Source organism: Thiorhodococcus fuscus (genome assembly GCF_042682685.1).
GTDB lineage: Bacteria > Pseudomonadota > Gammaproteobacteria > Chromatiales > Chromatiaceae > Imhoffiella > Imhoffiella fuscus.
On record NZ_JBHUHX010000016.1, the window covers coordinates 299,415 to 321,418 of the forward strand.

Below are 22,004 nucleotides of genomic sequence, written 5' to 3' on the forward strand. Positions count from 1 at the left end.
TTACATTGACGCAAAGTCGGCATCGCGCAGAGGCTCGCCGGCTCTTGTTGTCGCGCTCGGAGACCGAGCGCTCCTTGACTCGAATCCAGGTTGGCGGCCCTTTCCGCAGACCGGTGAAATAAGACCGATGTGGCGCTCCGCACCTTGGAGCGTCATGGCCAGGGAGTGATGTACCGAATGGATCAATCGACGATCGCCAAGCCGGACCATGGTGAACCTTACGTTCGACTCGATTTCCTCGATGCCTTGCGGGGCTTCGCGGCCTTTTATGTGATCCTCTATCACCTCGCTCTCATCCCGAAGCCCAATCTCGATATCCCCGAATGGCTGCGTTTCTACACCGCCAACGGTGGGACCGGCGTCACCCTCTTCTTCGTTCTCAGCGCCTTCGCGCTCGCTTACTCGCTCGACGCTCGGCGCGGCGAGCCGAATGCGAGCCTGCACTTCTACGTGCGGCGATTCTTTCGTATCGCCCCGCTCTTCTACGTGATGTTGGTGTTCTACTTTTTTCGCGACATCGCCGTCTACGACAAGGTGCATGGCGCCGACGAGATCCTGATCAACGCGTCCATGCTCTTCAATCTCTGGCCGGATCACATGCTGGGGTATGTCTGGGCGAGCTGGACGATCGGGGTCGAGATGCTGTTCTACCTCATGTTTCCGCTCATCCATCACCATGTTCGCGGACTCGTTCAGGGGATCACGCTCTTTTTCGTGTTCGTTCTGCTGGCGCAGGCCTGGGGTTTCTTCATCGGTCATTACGGTGTGCTGCTCGGCTATCTGTCGGCCGATCGGGTCGCAACGGCCGAGCATCACGGATTGTTGTCCAACCTGCCGAACTTCATGCTCGGCGTCCTCGCCTACCGGATCTACTTCGACCATCTCGTTCGCCTGGATCCGAAGATGCAGAGACAGGTTGGCGCGGCACTCATCGCGGCCTTCGTGTTTCTCTATACGGCGCTCCTCTCGGGGCGTTTGGATGGCATGCTGTGGGATCAGCTGATCTGGCAAGGCGTGTGTTACAGCCTGCTGGTCCTGGGGTTGGGGCTGAGACCACTGAGCCTGTTGGTCAATCGTCAGACGGTTCGTCTTGGCAAGGTCAGCTACTCGCTCTATCTGCTCCATCCGACCATCGTCTTCGCGCTGGCGCCGGTCTATTACTGGCTCTATCAGGTCTTGCCGAACAAGACGCTGGCCTACGGCTCATCCTTCATCATCACCGCCTCGGCGGTCACCGCGCTCTCGCTGCTGACCTATCGGATGGTGGAGCGCCGTGGAATCGCTTGGGGAGAGATCGTGATCGGACGATGGACCAAGGGACGCGAGGGATGTCGGGGTCAGGATGTCGGGGTCACGTCTTGAAGTCGCGTATTGCATCTTCGATCTCTCCAGCGCCCGGTCATCGGACGACCGATCTTGTCGCTCTGTCTCATCAGGACCGCCAGGCCAGTGCTGCAAGCCTTCACGCAGTGCGGGCACGCAGGGCGAGACGCCCGCGCATCTTTTGGCCAGCTGACCGAGCGGCGTTGGGCGCTGGTTCAGGCGCTCTTGAGCGCGGCGGGATGCTATGCCCCTTCGATGACATCCATGTCGATCTGCGGTTGCATCGCGCGGCCTGACCCGAGACGTTTCTCAGTGTGATCGCGGCGGGGGTGTGGCGAGTCCGACGAAGATGACGATCCCGTCGCCGCCGGGGTTCGACAGGATGTCGACATCGAAGCGAGGCTTCCAGTTGTTGATGGTCCAGACGTTCCCAGCGGCATCGATCTGCACGCTCGTCTGCCGCATCATGGGGGCGAAGCTCGGTGGCGCACCAGGACCGTAGAGTGGATCGCCATTGGAGAGCAGGACCGGGGCTCCCTCGGAGGGCAGGGTGTAACCCGTCTCGGGTGAGATCGGGTCGCCGAGTGCCAGTCCAGGCGGGCAGGCGGCCGGATTGGCTCCGCACAACTTCGACAGGCGTCCCCGGTCGAAGACGTTGCCGATCGCGAGGTCGCCGAAGTTGGCGACCCAGACGTTGCCCTCACCGTCCACCGTAACGCCCCAGGGACCATCGATTCCGCCACCGCTGAACTCTCCGAGCTGCTCTCCGTCCGGGCTGTAGGCGAATACCGAATCGGTGCCCTGCGAGGCGAACCAGGCATTACCCGCAAAATCCGTGGCCACCACCTTGAGGGTGTCGCCGACCGGCGCAATGAAGCTCTGCTTGAGTTCGCCCGTGTCGGTGAGCGCGTACTTGGCGATGCTGCTCTGGTGCTCGCCCGCGAGTCCGCCGGAGAAGGTGACCCAGGCCGCCGCCTGACCAGGGATCGGGGCGACCCCGAACGGCGCGTCCTCCCAGTCCACGACGGCTGAGACGCTGTCGTCGGGATTGCCGTCGCGAAACACCCAAACCCCGCTGCCGCCGTCGACATCGGTGTCGCCCAAGCTTGCCATCCAGATGTTCCCCCAGTCATCGGGTTCGATGGCCTGAACGCGGTAGGGGCCGAAGTAACCGACCTCGGAGAGCGGGGAGCCGTCGGCGGCGTCGAACGTGGAGACGCTTCCGGTTCCGGCCCCGCTGGAACTGCCGGGAGTCTGACTCGGATAATAGAGGTCCTTGGGACTGCCCCAGCCGAAATTGCCGTACCAGACCCGATCCTTCTGGTCGACCGACACGCCCCAGCCCACACCGAGCAGTCCGCCCGAGTCGAAGGGCGAGACGGGTTCGCCTCCGGTGCCATCCGCCGGTTTGCCGTCCGGCCTCAGGACGACGTTGTACTTGGTGGAGTTCGGCGTTCCCTGTGTGACGTTATTGGCGACCCAGGCGTAGCCATAGGAATCCCAGTCGACGTTGGCCGCGCCTCCGAACGGGATATCGGCTCGGCCCGTGTCGTTCAGCTTGACCGTGACGGTCCATTGATCGGGCGCTTGGCTCAGCGCCGGGGCATAGCCCTGGCGGAGAGAGGACAACAGATAGATGAGGTCGGGGTCTACGGCCGGGTTTCGAGCGAGATTGGCCAATCCGGTCGTCGTGTCCGCCGGCACCTGACCCCGCTCGTCGGCGAGCAGCGGCAGGAGCGCCTTGGCGTAAGACGGCGAGACGGCGCAGAGATTGAGCAGATTGGCCAAGGAGCGCGTGAGTCGGAGCGAATTGGTCTGATCCGCGTTCGGCGGTGAGCTCAGCACCGCCGAGACCGCTCCCGTGACCGGATTGGCGATATTCGCACCCATCATCGCCGCGATGCGCAGTCGGAAGGCGTCGCCGGCGATCTGGCCCGAGCGAAAAAACTGTGCCATCGCGTAGGAGGCGGCGACGCTGGTCACCTCGTTGATGGTCGCAAAGTGAGGAAGCGTCTCGCCGAGAAGGGCCACCAGCCGAACCTGGTCGGTGACGGCGGCGGAGAGGAAGAGGATGCTACTCGATGTCGTCCGGCCAGTTTCGAGGGTGAAAAGGCCATCGCTTCCGGTTTTCGTCGTCGCCAGGGCGATTGGGGCGAACTCGGTGGCCTCGTACAGCGTGATGGCGACGTCCTGGATCAGATCCGGGCGATCCGTCGTCGCGAGCATCAGCTGTCCGTTCAGCTCCGCGCCCCTGGCCGATCCCAGGAACAGATAGAGCCCGATGGCGGGAAGCATCCAAAGTCCTCGAAACCTGCGGATATCGGCGTGTCGATTCATGGTGTCACCCGGTCGATGGAATCTGAAGATGATTGTCCACGAATCGTCAGGTCGATTGACCACTGAGTTCGCGCGGATTGCCTCGTGAGCTGATCGATATCGGTCCACTGAAAGGCCGTGTCAAGCCTCTCAACGCGCATCGAGCGCAAAGGGCAGCGTGCCGCGAAGGGGGCGGCGGTCACCTCCGCGTCGTCCACGAAACTCGCCGATATAGGCGTCAGCTCCGGGTTTTCGGTTGCACGGCATCCCGATGAAACAGCGAATAGACCGCCGGTATCAGCACCAGCGTGATGAGCGTCGAGGCCGCCAGCCCGCCGAGCACGGCGCGGGCGAGGGGGGCCTGGGCGTCGGCGCCCTCGCCGATACCGAGCGCGAGCGGCAACAGGGCGAGCAGGGTGGTGGAGGTGGTCATGAGGATGGGGCGCAAACGGCGTCGGCCGGCCTCGGCCAATGCCTCGCGCACCTGGAGCCCCTCCGCGCGCAGGCGTCCGGTCTGGTCGACCAGCAGGATGGCGTTGTTGACCGCGATGCCGCAGAGCATGATGCAGCCGATCGCCGACTGCAGGTTGAGCGTGGTGTCGGTGAGCAGCAGGGTCAGGACCACGCCGACCGAGGCGACCGGGACCGAGAGCATGACCACCAGCGGGTCGAGCAGCGATTCGTACTGGGAGGCCAGCACCATGTAGACCAGCACCAGCGCCAGCAGCAGCGAGACCAGTAGTTCGTCGAAGGCCTTCTGCTGTTCCTCGTAGTTGCCGGCGATGGTGAGGTCGTAGCCGACCGGGCGCGGGATGTCGCCGAGACGCTCGCGCACGTCGGCGGCGACCGATCCCAGGTCGCGGCCGGAGACGTTGGCGGTGACGCTCACCACGCGCTGCTGGTCCTTGCGCTCGACGATGACCGGGCCGCGTCCCTCTTCAGTGGTGACCAGGTTGCGCAGGGCCACCTGCTCGCCGTCCGGGGTGCGCAGGGTCAGGTCCAGGATCTCGTCGATCGAGCGCTTCTCGGCGTTCTCGAGCTGGACCAGGATGCGGTATGAATCGCCCTGGGTGCGCAGCTCGCCGGCCTTGGATCCGGCCACGGCGGTCTCGACCACCTCGGTGACGTCGCGCACCTTGAGTCCCAGGTCGGCGATCTTGTCGCGCAGCATATGGATCTGCAGCTGGGGGATGCCGGCCTCGCGGCTGACCTCCACATCGGTCACGCCGGCGACGTCGCCGATGGCGTCCGCCACCTGACCGGCCAGCAGTCCCAGGGTATCCAGGTCGAATCCGCGCACCTCCACCGTGACGCCCTCGGTGCCGGCCAGCAGACGTTCGAGCAGGAACTGCCCCTGTGGCGCGCGGGTGCGGATCTTCATGCCCGGGATGCGTCCCTCGAGCCGCTGGCGCAGATCCTCGGCGATAGCCTGGTTGGAGCGCGCGCGCTCTGCCGCCGGGGTGAGCGAGAGCCGGATCTCGCCGCTGGCCTTGGCGCTGCCCCGGGTTCCGGAGGTGACCACGGAGACGACCGACGAGGTCGCCTCGGGCACGGCGGCATAGACGATCTCCTCCATCTGGCGGGTCTGGCGGTCGATGAGGTCCAGACGGGTGCCGACCTCCATCTCGCCCGTGACCCGTACCTCGCCCTCGTCGCTGGGCGGCAGGAACTCGGTGCCGATGAAGGGGGCCAGCGTCAGGCTGACGGCGAAGGTGGCGGCCGCCGCCGTGATCGTCGTCCAGGGATGGCGCAGGGCCTGCCGCAGCAGGGTGCCGTAGGCGTTCTCCAGGGCGGTCAACCAGCGTCCGGTGCGGTCGGCGAGGCGGCAGGTCCAGCCCTTGTCCGATCCAGGCGGCCGCTCGTCGAGCAGACGCGAGGCGAGCATGGGCACCAGACCGAGCGCGACCAGCAGCGAGCACACCAGGGAGAACATGATGACGTAGGCCAGCTCCTGGAAGAGCACGCCCGGTACGCCGCGCACGAAGATCAGCGGCAGGAAGATGGTGAGGGTGGTGATGGTCCCGGCGACGACCGCCGAGGCGACCTCCTGGGTGCCGGAGACGGCGGCGGCGGGCGGCGGCTCCCCGCCGCTCTGGTGGCGCCGATAGACGTTCTCCAGCACCACGACCGAGCTGTCGACCATCATGCCGACGCCCAGTGCCAGCCCGCCCAGGGTCATGAGGTTGAGGGTGAATCCGCCGAAATAGAGCAGGGCGAAGGTGGCCAGCACCGAGATGGGGATCGCCAGCGAGATGACGAAGGTGCTGCGCAGGTTGCGCAGGAAGAAGAGCAGCACCAGGACCGCCAGCGCGCCGCCGTAGAGCACCGAGTTGGCGACGTTGGTGATGGAGCGCTGGATGAAGTTGCCCTGGTCGATGACGGGGACGATGTGCAGCTGGGGGAAGTCGCGGTTGATCGCCTCGACCTGTTCGAGCACCGCGCGCGCGACCTCGACCGTGTTGGACTCGGCCTGCTTGCGGATGGCCAGGCGCAGACCGCGCTCGCCGTTGACCCGGATCAGGCGGGTCAGCTTCTCGTAGGTGTCGGTCACCTTGGCGACCTGGCCCAGGGTCACCAAGGTGCCCTCGCGGCGGCCGATCACGGTCTCGCGGATCTCGTCGAGGTTGGTGAATTCGGCCGGGGCGCGCAGGGTCACCTCGTAGCGTCCGCGTTCCAGCTTGCCGGCCGGCAGGTCGAGATTGGCGTCCTCGATGGCGTCGAGGATGTCGTTGAGCGCGAGCCCCAGGGCGTTGATCTTGCCCGGATCCAGCTCGACCCGCACCTCGCGGGTGAATCCGCCCCAGGGGTCGACCTGGGCCACGCCGGGGATGCGGGCGAAGCGGTAGCGGATCTGGTTCTCCACCAGCTGCGTCAGCTCGACCGGATCCAGATGGCTGGAGATGCCGAGCAGCACCACGGGGAAGGAGTCCACGTCGAACTTGCTGATGCGCGGTCCCACGATGTCGTCCGGCAGCTCGCTGATCTCGTCCTCGAGCGTCGCCTGCACGTCGACCGCCAGGTTGTCGATGCTGGTGCCCCAGGCGAAGCTGACACGCACGCTGCTGTTGCCCTCGTAGGAGCTGGAGGTCATCTCCACGATGCCGGGCACGGTGGCGACGATCTCCTCGACGATCTGGGTGACCAGACGCTCGATGACGATGGGGTCGGCGCCCTCGTACTCGGTGCGGACGGTGAGGGTGGGCAGCTCGATGCTGGGGAGCAGATCGACCTGGAGCCGGCTGAGGGAGAGCCCGCCGAGCACCATCACCATGAGGGTCACCATGACGGTGAAGACGGGCCGGCGGACGCTGGCGCTGGCCAGGTTCATGGCGCCGTCTCCGGCTCGACGACGCGTACCCTGGCGCCGTCGCGCAGCTGCTGCTGTCCCAGGGTCACGACCCGGCCCTCCAGACCGTCGCCGATCACCTCGAGCCGGTCGCCCTCCTGAATCCCCGAGCGGACGGGCCGCCACAGCGCCTGGCTCGACTCGGGGGCGATGACGAAGATCCCTTCTCCCGCGTCGCGCTTGGTGAGCGCCTGTTCGGGGAGGATGGTGGCGTCCTCGTGCCGGTCGAGGATGAGCGTCGCCCGGGCGAACATGCCCGGCTTGAGGCGGCGGGACGGATTCTCGACCCCGATCTCGACCCGGGCCTGGCGGGTGGACTCGCGGAATACGGGGGCGATGCGCTGGATCCGTCCCTCGAAGGACTCGCCCGGGAAGGCGTCGGTCGAGATGAGCGCCGCCATGCCGGTGCGAAGCTCGGCATAGTCGCGCTCGGTGACGGAGAAGACGGCGGTGATGGGATCGAGCTCGACGATGCGCAGCAGGGCCGTGTTGGCGGTCACCGTCTCGCCCTCGTCGACATAGCGTTCGGCCACCATGCGCCGCTCGCTGCCGCCGCGCCAGTCGGCCGTGACCTGGGTATAGCCGAGCCGGATGCGCGCCCCCTCCAGGTCCGCCTGGGCGCTCGCCACCCGCGCCTCGGTGACCGAGACCAGGGCCCGCTTGGCCAGCTGCTCGGCGCGCGAGGTGTCCAGCTGGGAGTCCGAGCTGAGACCGCGCGTCTGGAGCTTCTCGACCCGCTCCAGCTCGCGCTCGGCGATCTTCAGCAGGCTCTCCGCCTCCAGATGGCTGGCCCGGGCGACCGCCAGGTTCGCCTCGGCGCGTGCCACCTCCTGCACGTATTCGGCATCGTCCAGCATGGCCACCACTTGGCCACGCTTGACTTCGTCGGCCAGATCCAGGCCGATGTCCTCGATCCGGCCGCTGACCTTGGGGGCCACCACGAACTCGGCCTGGGCCTCCAGGGTGCCGGTGAAGGTGCGCCGCTTCTCGATGGGACCATGGACGATGGGGGCGACCTCGACCGGGATCGGCCGCTGGTCTCCATCGCGGCCCTGCGAGTCGGCGGTCTCCTGCAGCTGCTGCTGGACGGCCCAGGCCAGCCAGCCCAGGCCGCCGGCGAGGGCCAATGTGAATAGCAGGGTCTTGCGGCTGGGGCGTGTCACGGCATCGGGGTCCAGTTGAGTGTTGGCGCGGTTCGAAGGTTGGTCCATCGATCGTTGGGGGCGTTCCCCGTTGCCGATTATCCGTAACCGGCAACTGATCAGCTCTATCGATTCTGGATAGGCTATCGGCGTAGGCTGAGAGGTGATAGTTGGAATTCACCAAATTAGGAAATCCCAATAGAGGAAGGCGATTATCGCACTAGGGGCGTCAGTTTTGCGTGCACAAAAGGATGGGCATCGAACACATTTTTATAGCTCTCTACCGTGTCCGGTATTAAGATCGAGGCGTATTCGGTGACCTTGAATCGACCTTGAGGTCTGATGGACGACTTGGTTTCCGTCAAGCACGTCCAAGTGAGTTTTCTTTGGCGTTGGGCTTGTTCGGTGTGAGACGTTCGGCTGCAGCGTTGGCCGGAGGTCTTGGGTGAATATCGGGCCTGCTCGAATGTGAGGAGTCGATGCAGTAGTGATACTTGATGGAACTCGTCAAGTAAATGAATTGGAGAGTCAGTCTAGCATCACACTTCACAGCCTTTGGGCGCAAGGCCATACCTTAACGTATCCCAAGTGCAGAGTAGCTGGAACAACAAATGAAACCGAAAATCGTGAAGCCAGGTTGGGAAGAGGACTATTTCTTCGGTGATTTCTGGTACATCTTTGAACCATCAGACGGGACGTTCCATCTTTTCATTCAGTGCATGGAAAAAGGCTCTCGCTGGGTGGGCAAGTACCCCGAGGTTTCTCGAATGGCCTATGCCGTTACACGAGATTTCAAGACCATCAACTATATAGCATATGACCTTATCGAGACTCCAGACGTGCCTTATTCCTCGATCTGGAACAGCTGCACAGTGTATCGAGACTCTAAACAAGACTTCCTCACATTTTATACGGAGAGATCAACAAGAGATGTCAAGAAAAATAATGATGGTGGTGGCGAGACGAGGAGCTATTGGGCGAACCAGAATATAAAAATTGCCAAATCAACTGGACTGTTGGACTGGTCAGTTGTTCTTCCTCAGCCCTATACTTCTGATTTTGATGATTATGATAAAAATATTAACATCAGCCTAACAAATTTGGCAGTCGGCCAGGGAGGCTCAGAAAAAGCGGACAAGTATTTTCAGAGATATCCTGACCAACATAGTTGCACCGTCCATGCATGGCGAGATCCCCATGTATTTCATGCCGCAAGAGGTGACAAAAAAAATAATAGCAAAGATGAAGGTGGCGAAGATAAAAGCAAGAAGAAAGACAAATACTATATGTTGGTCGCTGCAAAAAAACTGGGCCCGTACCATCAAGATAACGTTGAAAAAAGGCAAGATGCGACCATCGCTCTGTTAGAGGCAGAAGACGACAATTTAGAAAAATGGCATCTTGCGACATATGATAAGGGTACGGAACCGATTATGTTGTCGCCCACAAATGGAGCATATGTCGGTGGGGAAAATCTAGGAGGACATGAGCTTGAAGTGCCGCAAATCTACCGCGACGTCACCAATAATGAAATTGTCGTGCTTGCCTCCACGGCGCACCCGGAAGACTATAAACAGAGTTATTACCGGGGGTACAACCCATGGAACAATCTTCCACCTAGTGCAAATGTTCGCGTTCGAGGTGGCTATTTGATCGCTATGCGCTACAAGAATTTCGATAGCTTGTTCAAAAAGAAGTGCAAACCGAAACACGAAATCGTTGCCGGACCAACCAGCGGCCTCTATGCGTGTCGCGTGATACCTGAGCTTGACGGCCATATCGTCGGTTTTGATGTAAAAAACGGCGTACCGCGATTCCGCGAAGGTGCACAGATGGCTAATCTTGACTACTTGACAGACGAAGACCGCCGCCTACACATGATTCCGGAATTGGATCGCACATGCGCTGCCGGCCATGGAGAGTAAAGCTATGGCAAATAGTCCTGGTTAGGCGTGGGCGCGTGCGTATCGCCGCAGCGGCGAAGGGGCCTGTGGTCCCGATGGGTATGAGTCAATACAGACTGGCCAAGCAGATCGGTGTACCGGTAATGCGCATCAGTGCACCACATCACCTCGCGTGGTGATCGTCGCGAGCCGTCTACGATGACGATCGCGAGGCGTTCTTGCGGGTGCTCGCGGAGGTGGTGGAGCGTTTCAACTGGCTGTGCCACGCCTACTGCCTGATGACAAACCACTATCACCTCATCATCGAGACGGTCGAGGGCAATCTCTCCAACGTAATGCGCCAGTTGAATGGCGTTTACATGCAAACCTCGAACCGACGTCATGGCCGCGTCGGCCACCTCTTCACAGGGCATTCCATTACACAGAACTTTAAGTGTACGATAGCTTACAGCTATCGCGAGATCGCGCAGCACTTTGGTGTTCATTTGGCGACCGTCGGACGCGTCGTGCGGAAGGGGTTGCAATGATGCGAGAACTGATCTTATTACGCGCTATTACGGAACCTATTGCGCGAATGATCGCGCGATCAGGATTACGGCTTCTAATTTACATCAATAAAATTCGAACCTAACCACCGTGAAAATCGAAATCAAGCCTAGCTCCAATCTTTCCGCAGCACTAAAGAGTGAGGTTGTTCATCTGTGCACTGAGGCTTACGAAGAACAGTATGAAGCAATACTGGACGAACTTGGCCCGGCGACGCACCTCCTGGGATTCATGGAAGATCGCCTTGTAGCGCACGCTTTATACATCAACCGAAATCTTCAAGCAAATGATCGCTCATTTAGAACGGCATTTGTGGAAGCAGTCGCCGTGCTTCCAGTGCTGCAAGGCCAAGGGCTTGGTTCTAAGATCATGAGAGCGATTCCGGAGCTGGTAAGTTCTTTTGAGTTGGCTGCACTGTCGCCTTCAGAGGAGTCGTTTTACTCGCGCCTTGGCTGGGAGCTATGGAGAGGGCCACTCTTTTATCGCGACTTGGATGGAGAGCAGATTGAAACCCCTGATGAACAAGTGATGATCTACCGGCTCCCACAAACTGGGGCTTTGGATCTCAGCTGTAGACTTTCATGTGAATGGCGGAAAGGCGATATTTGGTGAAGGTGAACACTACGTTCAAACCCGCACCGCTTATTTCCGAACAGCGTAAACTGCCGCTGTTCAGACCGCTTTCTGTGTCATCCAGATATTCGGCTTGCAGCGCCCGCTGATGGAGCAGCCGTCTGCCCGATCCTTTCCCGTGGCGATGATAAACGGATCCTGTTTCGCGCTCTGTCGCGGATCAGCCCGCCGTCTGTCCCGCGCCGATGAGTTCGATCAGGTAGCCGTCCGGATCCTCGACGAAGGCGATGAGGGTGGTTTCGGCGTTCATGGGAGAGTCGACGAGGCTGGATAGAGGGGGGCATCAAGCGGTTTGATGCCGGGCTCGGGGCTGGAGGTTTCTTTTCGATGGGGCTTCAGCCGCATGCCGCAGATTCGACTGCGGCCGATGGGGCTGAAGCTGCGCTTAGGCGATCGCGCGTGCGAACTGGGCACGGTGGCTCAGGTCGCGGATGCAGTTGTCGAGGCAGGCGCGTTGCAGTCTCCGCTTGCTGCCGGAGTCCAGACAATGCAGGTCGGCCGCGCCGATGCGTCCTTCTTCGATCAGTTGCTGGACCAGGTCGAGCGGGATTTCGACGCGCAAGGACTCTGGGCTGGATGCTTGGGGAGTGCCTTGTGGGCCGATCGGGGCAGGCCAGTCGCTGGGGTCTATGTACATGGTTCGATCCTCTCCGGGGCATTCTGAAATTCCTGACTAAAATAGTAATGTTTTTCGAGCCGATTGCAAGACTCTTTTCAAACCAGGGTATTTCGTATGCGCCATTCGTCCGGCAACCTGTTCTCTGGCCTAGATTTTCCTGCGGAAGGCGAGATTTTCGAGGATCTGCTGCGCCATGGCCGGCTACAGATCGAGCGCATCCTCAGCAGCGAGCGTCCGGACGGTGGGCTCTACGACCAGCCGCAGGACGAGTGGGTCTGTCTGCTGCAGGGTGAGGCGAGTCTCTGGATCGACGGCGAGACGGTGAGGCTTCAGGCCGGCGATTATCGTTTCATTCCGGCCCATACGCCGCACCGGGTGCTCGAAACCTCGCGTGAGCCGCCCTGTCTCTGGCTGGCGGTGCATCTGCACCCGGATGCCGGCGAGGCGCCTGTCGGAACACCTGGGGCTTGATCGTCCGTAGGTGCGAATGAATTCGCACCTATACCGGGTTGCGTTGCCAGATCAGGGTGAGGTTGTTGGCCGGCATGGGGTGCTCGGCGGTGAGGCTCAATCCCGCGTTCCGGGCCATGGCCTGCAGATCCGCCAGGTCGCGCACGCCCATTCGCGGGTTCTGGGCCTTCAGCCAGCCGTCGAAGCGGCGGTTGCTGTCGCTGGTGAAGTCGCCGTCGCGATTGAATGGGCCGTAGAGCGCGAACGAGCCGCCGGGTGCCAGTATGCGGCCCACGCCTTGGAACATGGCCTCGACCGCTTCGATCGGCATGATGTGGGAGGTGTTGGCGCTGAAGACGGCGTCGAAGGGTCCGTCCGGCCAACGCCAGGTGACGTCGAGCTCGATGGGCGCGATCAGGTTGGGCAGATTCGCCTCGTCGAGCCAGGCATGGATGCCGGGCAGGTTCTCGGCGACCTCGCTGGTCTGCCAGGTCAGATGCGGCATGGCGGCGGCGAAGAAGACCGCGTGCTGGCCGGTCCCGCTGCCGATTTCGAGCAGATGGCGCGCCGTCTCGAACAGGGGGCGGATGACGTCGAGGATGGGCGCCTTGTTTTCGTCGCAGGAAGGGGCGTAGGGCTTGTTTCGTGGTTGCATGTCGAGATCCTGGGCGCGGGCGGATGGTCTGATGGGCGATTTCGACACACCCGGACCGCTGGAGTTCGGCATCCTTGCGGGCACGACGGCCGGGTCTGGCGTTGTTCCTGGGTTGCGCTGCGCTTCACCCGGGCTACGGACTCCGGTCTTGGTGTGTGCTGTTTCACTCTCGAAGGGTAGTCATCGATGGGTAACGATCAAAATCGCTCGAAATCCGGTTCTGTGCGGGGGCGTCGTCTGCGCGGTTGGGCCGTCAACATTCTGATCCTGGTGGTGGTCTTTTCGGCCGTTCAATGGTGGAAGTCCAGGCCGTTGGCGACCGGCGATGCGCCGGAGCTGGCGGGGCTCGCGCTCGATGGCAGCCGCTTCGATCTACGCGATCTGCGCGGCGAGCCGGTGCTGGTGCATTTCTGGGGGACCTGGTGCCCGGTGTGTCGGGCGATGGATGGGGCCATCGACTCTGTCGCTAAGGATCATCGCGTCATTAGCGTCGCACTCCAGTCGGGCGATTGGATGGAGGTGCAGCAGTACATGAACAAGGCCGATATCGCCTTTCCGACCATCACCGATCCCGATGGCGAGATCGGTGTCCGCTGGGGTGTCTCTGGCGTGCCGGCGACCTTCATCGTCAATGCCGATGGCAGGATCGCCGACACGACCGTGGGGCCGAGCAGTTCCTGGGGGCTGCGTTTGCGGCTCTGGCTCTTCGGACGCAGCAGTTGATGCGCGGTGCGCACAGCGAGGCGTCCGCATCGTCTCCGTCAGTGCGGCCTTGGGCCGGATGTGGTGGCAGGGGTGCCCTCGCCGAGCCGATGGCCGTCGAGCGGGCTCGGGGTGCCGTAGAGGTCGTAGCGCCCGCCGTGATAGCGCTGCGCCGTTTCGGCGAGATCGCCGGTGAAGCGCGGATCCTGCGGCCGCTCTTGGCTGTTGATGAAGGCCGAGAGATCCCAGGCATCCTGGTCGGTTAGCTCGATGCTGCCGCCCAGCGGCATGTTGTGGCGGATGAAGGCGGCGGCCGTGTTGAGGGCGTGCATCCCGGCGCCCCAGTTGTAGGATTTGGGTCCCCAGAGCGGCGGGAAGATCGGGATGTCATCCTTTCTTGTGCCAGCGCCCCGTGCTCCATGACAGATGGCGCAGTTCTGTCGATAGAGCGTTGCACCGCGCTTGGCGTCATAGCCTTCGGCGGGTTCTTCGATATCCGAGAAGCCGCGCCCCGGAATGCTTCGATCACCGGTCGGTGCGCCGGTCGCGAGCCAGTAGACGTAGCTGAGCAGGGCGACGATCGTTTTGGAGTCGGCGTCCGGCGGTATGCCGCTGACCGAATCCTGGGCGTTCATCGAATAGCTGAAGCAGCCCTGGAGGCGGCTGGTGAGGGTATCGACACGGTTGCTCTTGGCGCGATAGGCGGGGTAAGAGACCCAGGCCGCCCACATGGGGGCGGCATTGGCCAGGCGTCCGGCGTCCAGGTGGCAGTTGCGGCAGGTCAGACCATTGCCGACGTGCGGCGCGGATTCCGGGTGTGTATCGGTCTGGGTGAAGATGGCCTCGCCGAGCGCGACCATCTCGCCGAACGGGCCTTCGGGCCGATCGTGACGGGACGGCGGTTTGAAATAGCCCTGAGTGTCGGGCGCTCGGCCGGCCGGAATGTCGTCCTGATTCGGGATGTGCTCGGACTGGAGGCCGGTTGAGGTCGGGCTCGGGGCTGGCAGTGATTCGAGCGCAGCGCCGGGCGATGTTTCGTCAGGCGCGTTCAAGGCGATTCCCTCTGGGGTGGATGCCACGAGTTGCGCGGCGAAATAGGCTGCGACGGAGCGCATCTCATCCTCGGTCAACCGAGAGGCAACGTGCTGCATCATCCCGAGCGGGTCGCCCGAGCGTGTGCCCTGCGCCCAGGCCGTCAACTGATTGAGCAGATAGCTGTATGGCTGACCGGCCAGTGCGGGAAAGTTTGCTCCAACACCCTGTCCACTCGGGCCGTGGCACTGGATGCAGCTAGGCAGCTTGCGGTCGGGCCAGTCGCCGAATAGGGCCAGATCGGTTCCGATGGCGGGATTGGGGGCAGAGGTGGGAGTCGTCGTCTGGCCGACGGGCGCGAGCGCGGCGTAGTAGTCGCTCACTGCAACCCGCTCGGCCGGGGTGAGCTGTTCCGCCCAGGGGCGCATCAGCGGATTGGCGCGTCGCCCGTCGCGAAAGTTTTCGATCTGACGTTGCAGATAGAGCGTGCTCTGACCCGCGAGCCGGGCCGAGCCGATGGCCTCGTTTCCGCTACCCTCCGGCCCGTGACAGGAGCTGCATGCCGGGATGCCGCGATTCGGGTCGCCTTGCGTGGCAAGCCGTTGTCCAAGCGGGGTTTCGGCCTGTGCCGGCATTGAGCAACAGAAGACGACGGGCAGCATGAGACGTTTCAGTTGATTCATTGGGGCATTGTATCCGGTGATAGATGGAGCTATATGGGGCCGGTGATCCCAATCTGGATCGCCGATCCATTGATGGCCTTCGATCCCCGAAGCCGATGGGCGTGCTGTTGGGGATGCGAGAGCGGCGGCGTCTTCCCGAGCCGATGATGGCTCATTCGCTGTCCGGGATCTGGACGTTCGGATGACTCCGCCGGATCTGGCGATCCAGAATCCTCAGCGTGCGTGTCAGACGGCATCGGTTATAGCGTTGAATCAGGATGAAGGGGATGTTGACGATCGCTCCATAAATAAGCATCACCACCCCGATCGACCAGGGGTTCCAGGCGAAAAAGGTCAGAGACAGGCCCCAGGTCAGCCAGTGCGAGCATTCGGCGCGGGACGTTTCCAGGACGAATTGCTCCAGATAGGCCGCATCGCGGCCCTGCAATCGCCGTTTCGAGAAGCCTTCGGGATAGAAGGCACCCGCCTCCGGCAGCCTGTCCTTCCAGGATCGTACACCGATCCATTCGTAGGCCTTTCCGTTGCGTTCCCAGGCGTAGGTGTCGTTGACCAACGGCAATGCGCTGAGAATGCGTTGCGGGAGACGATGGGCCAGATAGCCGGATCCGAAATGGAAGCAGATCCAGATGGCCGCATAGAGTGCGGCGTACTCCAACACGATGTGGGGGCGCTCCGACTGATCGATGAAGGGGGCGAATGCTATTGCATCGACCGGGATCCCGCAGCATCGGATGTCTATAAGACGTGGCGAGACTTCTGTCACGGAATGCGATAGGTGGCGTGGAGTCGGCGTCGTTGCTGTGTCACCGTTTGGCTGCCGATTCGCTCGCGTTGGTTTTAAAAGGCTGCGTATTTGACAGGGACTCAAAGGGAGCTCGTGTGTCCGGTCTATCAGGCGATGAGGCGCCTGATTGGATCTGAGTCGTGATGTGTTGCAACGAGGAATGTCGTATGAAGTTCTTAAGGACGCTTTCGATCAAGGTGCGCCTGTGGATCCTATCGGGTCTGGTCGTTTCCGGGTTGCTGATCATATTGACGCTTGCGCTCTTTCAGATTCGCTCCACGCTCATGCTTGAAAAGGTCACGCAGGTCAGGACCTTGATCGAGACGGCCCAGGGGGTCGAGGAGCACTTCAAGAAACAGGTCGATCAGGGTGAACTTCCCCTCGCCGAGGCCCAGAAGAGCGCCCTGGCCGTGTTGAGCGATCTGCGCTTCGACGGCGATAACTATTTCTGGGTGGTGGGGCTCGACGACAGCCGCATGTTGATGCATCCGGTCAAGCCCGAGCTCATCGGCACCGATACGAGGCCGATCGAGGATCCCACGGGCAACCTGTTTGTCGCCGATATGCTGAAGCGCGCGGGTTCCGAGGGCGAAGGGTTCGAGCACTACCTCTGGCCCAAGCCGGGGAAAAAGGATCCCGTGCCCAAGATCGCCTATTTTCATCTGTTTCCGGATTGGAATTGGGTCATCGTCACCGGCATCTATGTCGACGACGTGGACGCCGAGTTTTGGGGAAGCGTGGCTCGCTTTGGCGGACTGGCTGGCGCCTTGCTTTTCGTCGTGGTGCTTGGGGTTGTCCTGACCGGTCGCTCGGTCGTGACGCCCATTCGTGTGGCCGCGCGCGCCATGCACAATATCGCCGAGGGCGATGGGGATCTGACCCAGCGTCTCGAGACCAGCGGGCGCGATGAGATCACCGACATGGCGGTCGGCTTCAATGCCTTCGTCGGCAAGACCGAGAGCACGATCGTCTGTGTCGGTCAGGCCACGCGTCAGATCGCCGCTGCGGCCGAGCAACTCTCTGCGATCACGAGCTCCAACGACGAGGGTATGGAGCGCCAGCGTGGGGAGATACAGCAGGTCGCGACCGCCGTCACTGAGATGACCGCCACCATTCAGGATATCGCCAAGAGCGCGGAAGAGGCAGCGGCAGCGGCAGCGGCCGCCGACAAGAGTGCGCGTGCCGGAGGCGAGACCGTCAGTGGTGTGGTCTCCGCGAATCAGCGCCTGGCCCAGGAGGTCGAGCACATTGCCGATACCATTCGCCGTTTCTCGAACGAGAGCGTCGCGATCGGGACCGTGCTGGACGTGATCCGCAGCATCGCCGAGCAGACCAACCTGCTTGCGCTCAACGCTGCGATCGAGGCGGCCAGGGCGGGAGAGCAGGGCCGCGGATTCGCGGTGGTCGCCGACGAGGTTCGCTCGCTCGCCGGTCGCACCCAGCAGTCCACCACCGAGATCCAGAGCATGATCGAGAAATTGCGCGCCGGGGCCCAGGAAGCGGTGGACGCGATCCTCGTCGGCGAGAGCACGACCCAGGAGACGCTCGAACAGGCCGGCAAGGCTGGCGAGGCCCTGACTCAGATCGTGCAGTCGATCACGCACATCCGCGACATGAGCACCATGGTCGCCAGCGCGGCGGAGGAGCAGGCTACGGTTGCGGGCGAGATCGATCGCAGTGTGGTGCGCATCTCGGATCTGGCCGACGAATCGGCCGGCAATTCGCACCAGACGGCTCAGGCCAGCCAGGAGCTATCCAGCCTCGGCGAGGAACTGCACCAGCTCGTCGGTCAGTTCAAGGTCGACAGCTCCAAGCCTTGCCAATAGGGCGTTCGGCGTTGGGGGCGGGAGTGCGTTTCCCGATTCCCCTAGCGCCGGGCTGGCGGCCTCGGATGTGAGAGAACAGTCTGTCTCTACTTAGCGAGAGGTTGCCATGACACAGGAACAAGCCCCCGACGATTCCGCTTCCGCAAGTCCGACGCCACAGGACCCCGATGCCTTGGCGCATCTGTTCGAGGACCATCTGTTTCAAACGATCCAGACCGCGCTGGCAGGCGAGGATGTCGACGGGGGCGCCGTGCTCTTGGAAGGCGTTCGCAAGGCGATCGCGTCCAGGCTGGAGGTCATTGCCGCAGGCAAGGAGTTCGTGAAACTGATGTTATCGGGCAATGCAGCGGCGATCCTGCTCTTGGTCGCCTTCATCTATCAGCATCATGCGATTTCGGTGGATCTCTTCCTCACCAAGCTGCTGGTGGTCGTGGCCTCCTTGTCTCTGGTGTTGGCGCTGTTCCTGACGTTCAGCCAACTCGCCCGTCTTTCGGCTCAGGAGCAGATGCAGAAATGGCGGATCGCCTTGGCGGACGCGGGGAACTGGCAGCTGCTGGTGATGATGTGGCGGGATGCGCGGGCCGATCCTGTCGTGAAGAAGCTCGTTTCGGCGGAAGTGACCGTCAGGCTGGAGTTGCTGATTCTGCTGCTTTGGGGGATCGGCGGATTCTCCGTGATGCTGGCCTGGATGCTGTCTTTCTTCTAAGTGGCGTCGGATCGAGGTTCGTTTCCCGAGTAGGGGGCAATAGCGGTCGCGTATTGCGCCCTATGTCCGGCAACGGCGTTGGATCAGACGTCCAAATAATCGTTGATCGCCTCCAGGGCCTCTTCAGGAAGCCCTAGGAAGTTGAGCCCAATGCTGAAGCCGTCGCTGCAGCCATCTTCGCTGCCGATCAGAATGCTGAAGGCGACTCGGACCTTGAGCTCCACAGGGAGGCTTCCCGATGGTTTCAGTGGCAGGCGAACGCTCAGGATGAAGGTGGTGCCTGTCCGTGGATTGATCGGTGCGATGACCCGGATGCCACTCGGGCTGATATCGGCGATGTTAACGGCGAAGGAGCGCGAGTCCATGGTCGTGAGTCGTGCGTTGCCATGCATGACCCTTCGTTCATGGGATCGGCGGTCGGTGATGAAATCGGATTGCGCCATCGGATTGGTTGTTGAGTGAGACCTTGAATGTTGCCGCTGGGGCGGCGTGTGTCGGGAGCGCAAGGATATAGCGGGTTGCTGGCGTTAGGACATTGAGATCTAGTCATCCGGCGGATTGGGCTGTGTCCGCGATTCGGTCGATGCGCCTGTGCAAGCCTTTGAGCGTTTCGTCCGGATCGGGTTTCGTGGCTGGGGCCTTAAGGTGATTTCCGTCAATGCTCATGCCACCTGACGTGTCTCTCGACCCGCCTTCGGTATTTCCGGCAGTCGCCTAATCCTCTTCGGGCAGATCGGGCAACTCGAATGCGGTGGAGCACCGGCTGGCGTGCATGAACATGAGTCCGCCATGCGGTCGGTTGATCTCGGCGACCTCGTAGATGTGCGTGAAGAGGGTGTCCGCCTCATCAGCGGGGACGGCGACCGTGAGGATCTCGCGTTCGGAAGTCTCGCCGATGCCTCGGTGACGCAGCGGGGTAATGCGCCCGACGCCGCGCGCGTAGTGGACGTCGACGGTGGTCAGGCCGTGCTCGCATGCCAGGTGTTTGGCTAGGGCGCTGGCACGGCCCTTGGGTAGGATGCAGGTGATGACCTTTTGGCGTTGGCTGTTGCGCACGCTGTTTTACTCCTCGCTCAGGTTCGCCGTTTCGGGCTCGGGGGCGCGAGCCGCTCGACGATTTCGGGCGGGACGAAGGTGGCCGCCTTCTCCAGCGGCGTGACCCACATGAACCCCATGCCGGGGGTGTCCATCTTGCCTGCGATGTACATCGTTTCGAAGATGCGGTCGACCTGATCGCTGGAGACGACGATGTTGATCACCTCCTTCTCGGCCTCGATCGCGAGTCCCCAGATCCCGAGTCGCTCGCGCACGCCGCGCCCGTGGGCGTAATGGATGCTGGCGCCTTGGGCTCCGGCCTCCTGTGCCGCCTTGACGATCTCGTCGGCCATGCCGCGTTGGACGCTGGCGGTGATGAGTGTGACGTCGGTCAATACGACGATTTCTTGCTTGGTCACGCGGGAGCCTCCTGGGCATCGATCGTATTCATGGCTTCGTCGTAGCGACGATGCTTGCGGCGGACCTTCCATTGGATCCAGAGTCCGGTGACGAGCACCGAGAGGATCGGGCAGATCGAGGCCATGGAGAGGATGCCGAAGCCTTCGATCGCCTGCATGGCATCCCCAAATCCAAGACCCATCGCCAGCACCAGTGGAACGGTGACGGGACCGGTGGTGACGCCGGCGCTGTCCCAGGCGATGTTGACGAATTCCTCGGTCGAGAAAAAGGTCAGGACGACCGCCAGCAGATAGCCCGGAATCAGCAGCCAGGCGATGGAAAAGCCGAAGACGATCTTGGCGACGCCGAGCGCGAGACCGAAGGCGACCCCGAGCGAGACCGCGTACATGAGCAGCTGTTTGCGGAAGGCGCCGTTGGTGAGGTTCTCGACGGTCAAGCCCAGCGCATTGAGGGCCGGCTCGGCCAGTGTCGCGCCGAATCCGAGCAGCCAGGCGAAGAGGAAGGCGACGGCCAGCCCGACGCCGACGCTGTAGAGCGGATCGCCTGTGACTGTAGCGATGTCGGTGAAGGAGGCCGGGACCAGTCCGCCCGATTGTGCGCCGAGCTTCGAGAGTCCGTAGGTCAGGCCCAGATTGAAGATGATCATACCGAGCGCCGCCAGGGTGATGCCGTAGGCAATGTTCCCTGGATGCGGGATGCGCTCGCGCAGCACCAGACGCATCACCAGGAACAGGAAGAGAACCAGGGGCAGGATGGCGCGCAGTCCGCCAAAGATCTCCAGCCACGGGGTTTGGGCGGCCCAGCCTGGTTCGGCCCCCAGCGCGCTGGCCTCGGCTGCGGCGGCGACGATCTGCTCGGGGCTGGTGACGAGCGAGACATAGATCGCCAGCAACTCCACGCCTAGGATGGGAAAGAGCGAGGCGAGGGTGACGATGCCGAAGCCCGAGAGCGATGTCTGACCCTTGCCGGCCGAGGCGGCGATGCCGATCCCGAGCGAGAGCACCAGCGGGACCGTGACCGGTCCGGTGGTCACCGCACCGCAGTCCCAGGCCAGTCCGAGCGTCTTGGCGAGTTCGGGATCGGTCAGGATATAGAGCGTCAATCCCAGCGTGGGAACGAGTGTGAGATAGATGAGTGGCTTGAGGCTCCACCCATAGAGGAAGCGCAGGGTGCCGAGCACGGCAGCGATGCCGACCCCGAGTCCGACCCCCAGCACCAGGATGTCGGACCAGTCGTTGAGCAGGGCGTAGAGATAGGGGGCCGATTCGACATGGACAATCTGCCCGGCGGCCTTGAGCGCGCCGATCGCCGGTTCGGCGAAGGTGACGCCGATGCCGAGCAGAAAGGCGATGAGCAGCACCAGATGGAGATGCGCCTTGGCCGGCAAGGTACTGCCGAGGACCTCGCCGAATGGCATGAGCCCGACCTTGAGCCCTTCCATGAAGCACATGAGCCCGAGGATGACGGCGACCAGTCCGCCCGCGATGATTCCCGCGTCGAGGATGTCCTGGTGCAATATGAAGAGCTGAAAGAGCACCAGATAGAGCGCCAGCGGCACTACGGCCCGGATCTGCTCCACGAAGCGGGTGCTGACGTAGGGCCGGATCAGGCGGTAGGCATCGATCGGGCGCAGCCGGATCCGTGGTGCCTGGTAGGGGATTTCGCTGCCTTGGGCGTCGAGCCCGACTTTGGGGGTGAGGTTGTTGTAGGAGATGCGGTTCTGCTGGACCGTGATCTCGCGGACGAAGGCGCCGAAGCGGATCTCGGTTGGCGGCCGTCTCGGTTCTGGCCGATCTCGGCTATCGGCTTCCGTTGTTGGCAAGGGTGTCTCCTGGTGTGTCGCGCTCGCGAGCGCCAGGTGCTGAGGGTTGGTGCGCTTTAG

General features: G+C 62.4%; 18 protein-coding genes and 1 pseudogene. 8 read left to right on the forward strand and 11 right to left on the reverse strand.

Annotated elements, in window-relative coordinates:
- Positions 1-177 precede the first annotated feature (177 nt).
- Positions 178-1,362 (forward strand): acyltransferase family protein, encoded by a 1,185-nt coding sequence (locus tag ACFSJC_RS08855; RefSeq protein WP_386025798.1) that lies wholly within the window; start codon positions 178-180, stop codon positions 1,360-1,362.
- Positions 1,363-1,632: 270 nt separating this feature from the next.
- Here the strand turns inward: ACFSJC_RS08855 and ACFSJC_RS08860 are convergent, their stop codons facing one another.
- From ACFSJC_RS08860 to ACFSJC_RS08870, 3 genes are all read right to left on the reverse strand, one after another.
- A complete protein-coding gene (locus ACFSJC_RS08860) occupies positions 1,633-3,618 on the reverse strand; it encodes an NHL repeat-containing protein (RefSeq protein WP_386025800.1) in 1,986 nt (661 codons plus the stop codon).
- A gap of 259 nt (positions 3,619-3,877) precedes the next feature.
- Positions 3,878-6,967, reverse strand: coding sequence for an efflux RND transporter permease subunit (locus tag ACFSJC_RS08865; RefSeq protein WP_386025802.1), 3,090 nt, complete (start codon positions 6,965-6,967; stop codon positions 3,878-3,880).
- On the reverse strand, positions 6,964-8,196 hold the full coding sequence (locus tag ACFSJC_RS08870) for an efflux RND transporter periplasmic adaptor subunit (protein ID WP_386025804.1): 1,233 nt from the start codon (positions 8,194-8,196) through the stop codon (positions 6,964-6,966). Before ACFSJC_RS08870 ends, ACFSJC_RS08865 begins: the two co-directional genes overlap by 4 nt.
- Before the next feature lie 542 nt (positions 8,197-8,738).
- On the opposite strand from ACFSJC_RS08870, the gene ACFSJC_RS08875 reads away from it, so the two are divergent.
- The 3 genes and pseudogenes from ACFSJC_RS08875 to ACFSJC_RS08885 all read left to right on the forward strand — a co-directional run bounded on the left by ACFSJC_RS08875 (position 8,739) and on the right by ACFSJC_RS08885 (position 11,189).
- Positions 8,739-10,052 (forward strand): glycoside hydrolase family protein, encoded by a 1,314-nt coding sequence (locus ACFSJC_RS08875; RefSeq protein ID WP_386025806.1) that lies wholly within the window; start codon positions 8,739-8,741, stop codon positions 10,050-10,052.
- 132 nt (positions 10,053-10,184) lie between these two features.
- Positions 10,185-10,441: pseudogene (locus ACFSJC_RS08880) on the forward strand (transposase); the annotation flags it as partial.
- Positions 10,442-10,667: 226 nt separating this feature from the next.
- The gene (locus ACFSJC_RS08885) at positions 10,668-11,189 is read left to right on the forward strand and encodes a GNAT family N-acetyltransferase (protein ID WP_386025808.1); all 522 of its coding nucleotides are present in this window, start codon (positions 10,668-10,670) and stop codon (positions 11,187-11,189) included.
- 406 nt (positions 11,190-11,595) lie between these two features.
- On the opposite strand, the gene ACFSJC_RS08890 is transcribed toward ACFSJC_RS08885, so the two are convergent.
- Complete coding sequence (locus tag ACFSJC_RS08890) at positions 11,596-11,847, reverse strand: hypothetical protein (protein ID WP_386025810.1); 252 nt, start codon at positions 11,845-11,847, stop codon at positions 11,596-11,598.
- A 96-nt stretch (positions 11,848-11,943) separates the two neighbouring features.
- On the opposite strand from ACFSJC_RS08890, the gene ACFSJC_RS08895 reads away from it, so the two are divergent.
- Positions 11,944-12,300: a cupin domain-containing protein gene (locus tag ACFSJC_RS08895; protein ID WP_386025812.1), complete on the forward strand. Its 357-nt coding sequence runs from the start codon at positions 11,944-11,946 to the stop codon at positions 12,298-12,300.
- A gap of 28 nt (positions 12,301-12,328) precedes the next feature.
- On the opposite strand, the gene ACFSJC_RS08900 is transcribed toward ACFSJC_RS08895, so the two are convergent.
- On the reverse strand, positions 12,329-12,934 hold the full coding sequence (locus ACFSJC_RS08900) for a DUF938 domain-containing protein (RefSeq protein WP_386025814.1): 606 nt from the start codon (positions 12,932-12,934) through the stop codon (positions 12,329-12,331).
- A gap of 186 nt (positions 12,935-13,120) precedes the next feature.
- Here ACFSJC_RS08900 and ACFSJC_RS08905 point away from each other — a divergent pair, with 186 nt between their 5' ends.
- Positions 13,121-13,657, forward strand: coding sequence for a protein disulfide oxidoreductase (locus ACFSJC_RS08905; RefSeq protein WP_386025816.1), 537 nt, complete (start codon positions 13,121-13,123; stop codon positions 13,655-13,657).
- 38 nt (positions 13,658-13,695) lie between these two features.
- On the opposite strand, the gene ACFSJC_RS08910 is transcribed toward ACFSJC_RS08905, so the two are convergent.
- Both ACFSJC_RS08910 and ACFSJC_RS08915 read right to left on the reverse strand, forming a co-directional pair.
- On the reverse strand, positions 13,696-15,351 hold the full coding sequence (locus ACFSJC_RS08910; RefSeq protein WP_386025818.1) for a c-type cytochrome: 1,656 nt from the start codon (positions 15,349-15,351) through the stop codon (positions 13,696-13,698).
- A 151-nt stretch (positions 15,352-15,502) separates the two neighbouring features.
- Positions 15,503-16,009 (reverse strand): glycosyl-4,4'-diaponeurosporenoate acyltransferase CrtO family protein, encoded by a 507-nt coding sequence (locus ACFSJC_RS08915; protein ID WP_386025820.1) that lies wholly within the window; start codon positions 16,007-16,009, stop codon positions 15,503-15,505.
- Positions 16,010-16,302: 293 nt separating this feature from the next.
- On the opposite strand from ACFSJC_RS08915, the gene ACFSJC_RS08920 reads away from it, so the two are divergent.
- Entirely contained in the window at positions 16,303-17,961 is a 1,659-nt protein-coding gene (locus ACFSJC_RS08920; protein WP_386025821.1) for a methyl-accepting chemotaxis protein, read from the forward strand.
- A 106-nt stretch (positions 17,962-18,067) separates the two neighbouring features.
- Positions 18,068-18,667, forward strand: coding sequence for a hypothetical protein (locus ACFSJC_RS08925; protein WP_386025823.1), 600 nt, complete (start codon positions 18,068-18,070; stop codon positions 18,665-18,667).
- Between the two features lie 83 nt (positions 18,668-18,750).
- Here the strand turns inward: ACFSJC_RS08925 and ACFSJC_RS08930 are convergent, their stop codons facing one another.
- The 4 genes from ACFSJC_RS08930 to ACFSJC_RS08945 form a co-directional block, all read right to left on the reverse strand.
- Complete coding sequence (locus ACFSJC_RS08930; RefSeq protein WP_386025825.1) at positions 18,751-19,110, reverse strand: PilZ domain-containing protein; 360 nt, start codon at positions 19,108-19,110, stop codon at positions 18,751-18,753.
- A 271-nt stretch (positions 19,111-19,381) separates the two neighbouring features.
- Positions 19,382-19,723, reverse strand: a complete 342-nt coding sequence (locus ACFSJC_RS08935) for a hypothetical protein (RefSeq protein ID WP_386025827.1) — start codon at positions 19,721-19,723, stop codon at positions 19,382-19,384.
- A 17-nt stretch (positions 19,724-19,740) separates the two neighbouring features.
- Complete coding sequence (locus ACFSJC_RS08940; protein ID WP_386025829.1) at positions 19,741-20,121, reverse strand: P-II family nitrogen regulator; 381 nt, start codon at positions 20,119-20,121, stop codon at positions 19,741-19,743.
- Positions 20,118-21,944, reverse strand: coding sequence for a DUF1538 domain-containing protein (locus ACFSJC_RS08945; protein ID WP_386025831.1), 1,827 nt, complete (start codon positions 21,942-21,944; stop codon positions 20,118-20,120). The genes ACFSJC_RS08940 and ACFSJC_RS08945 overlap by 4 nt, the downstream gene beginning before the upstream one ends.
- Positions 21,945-22,004 lie beyond the last annotated feature (60 nt).

Bases quoted from the DNA above. Each gene is read 5' to 3' on its own strand.
- ACFSJC_RS08860 (WP_386025800.1), bottom strand. From the start codon at position 3,618: ATGCTTCCCGCCATCGGGCTCTATCTGTTCCTGGGATCGGCCAGGGGC.
- ACFSJC_RS08925 (WP_386025823.1), top strand. From the start codon at position 18,068: ATGACACAGGAACAAGCCCCCGACGATTCCGCTTCCGCAAGTCCGACG.
- ACFSJC_RS08875 (WP_386025806.1), top strand. From the start codon at position 8,739: ATGAAACCGAAAATCGTGAAGCCAGGTTGGGAAGAGGACTATTTCTTC.
- ACFSJC_RS08920 (WP_386025821.1), top strand. From the start codon at position 16,303: ATGAAGTTCTTAAGGACGCTTTCGATCAAGGTGCGCCTGTGGATCCTA.
- ACFSJC_RS08900 (WP_386025814.1), bottom strand. From the start codon at position 12,934: ATGCAACCACGAAACAAGCCCTACGCCCCTTCCTGCGACGAAAACAAG.
- ACFSJC_RS08855 (WP_386025798.1), top strand. From the start codon at position 178: ATGGATCAATCGACGATCGCCAAGCCGGACCATGGTGAACCTTACGTT.
- ACFSJC_RS08870 (WP_386025804.1), bottom strand. From the start codon at position 8,196: ATGGACCAACCTTCGAACCGCGCCAACACTCAACTGGACCCCGATGCC.
- ACFSJC_RS08930 (WP_386025825.1), bottom strand. From the start codon at position 19,110: ATGGCGCAATCCGATTTCATCACCGACCGCCGATCCCATGAACGAAGG.
- ACFSJC_RS08910 (WP_386025818.1), bottom strand. From the start codon at position 15,351: ATGAATCAACTGAAACGTCTCATGCTGCCCGTCGTCTTCTGTTGCTCA.
- ACFSJC_RS08895 (WP_386025812.1), top strand. From the start codon at position 11,944: ATGCGCCATTCGTCCGGCAACCTGTTCTCTGGCCTAGATTTTCCTGCG.
- ACFSJC_RS08865 (WP_386025802.1), bottom strand. From the start codon at position 6,967: ATGAACCTGGCCAGCGCCAGCGTCCGCCGGCCCGTCTTCACCGTCATG.
- ACFSJC_RS08890 (WP_386025810.1), bottom strand. From the start codon at position 11,847: ATGTACATAGACCCCAGCGACTGGCCTGCCCCGATCGGCCCACAAGGC.
- ACFSJC_RS08905 (WP_386025816.1), top strand. From the start codon at position 13,121: ATGGGTAACGATCAAAATCGCTCGAAATCCGGTTCTGTGCGGGGGCGT.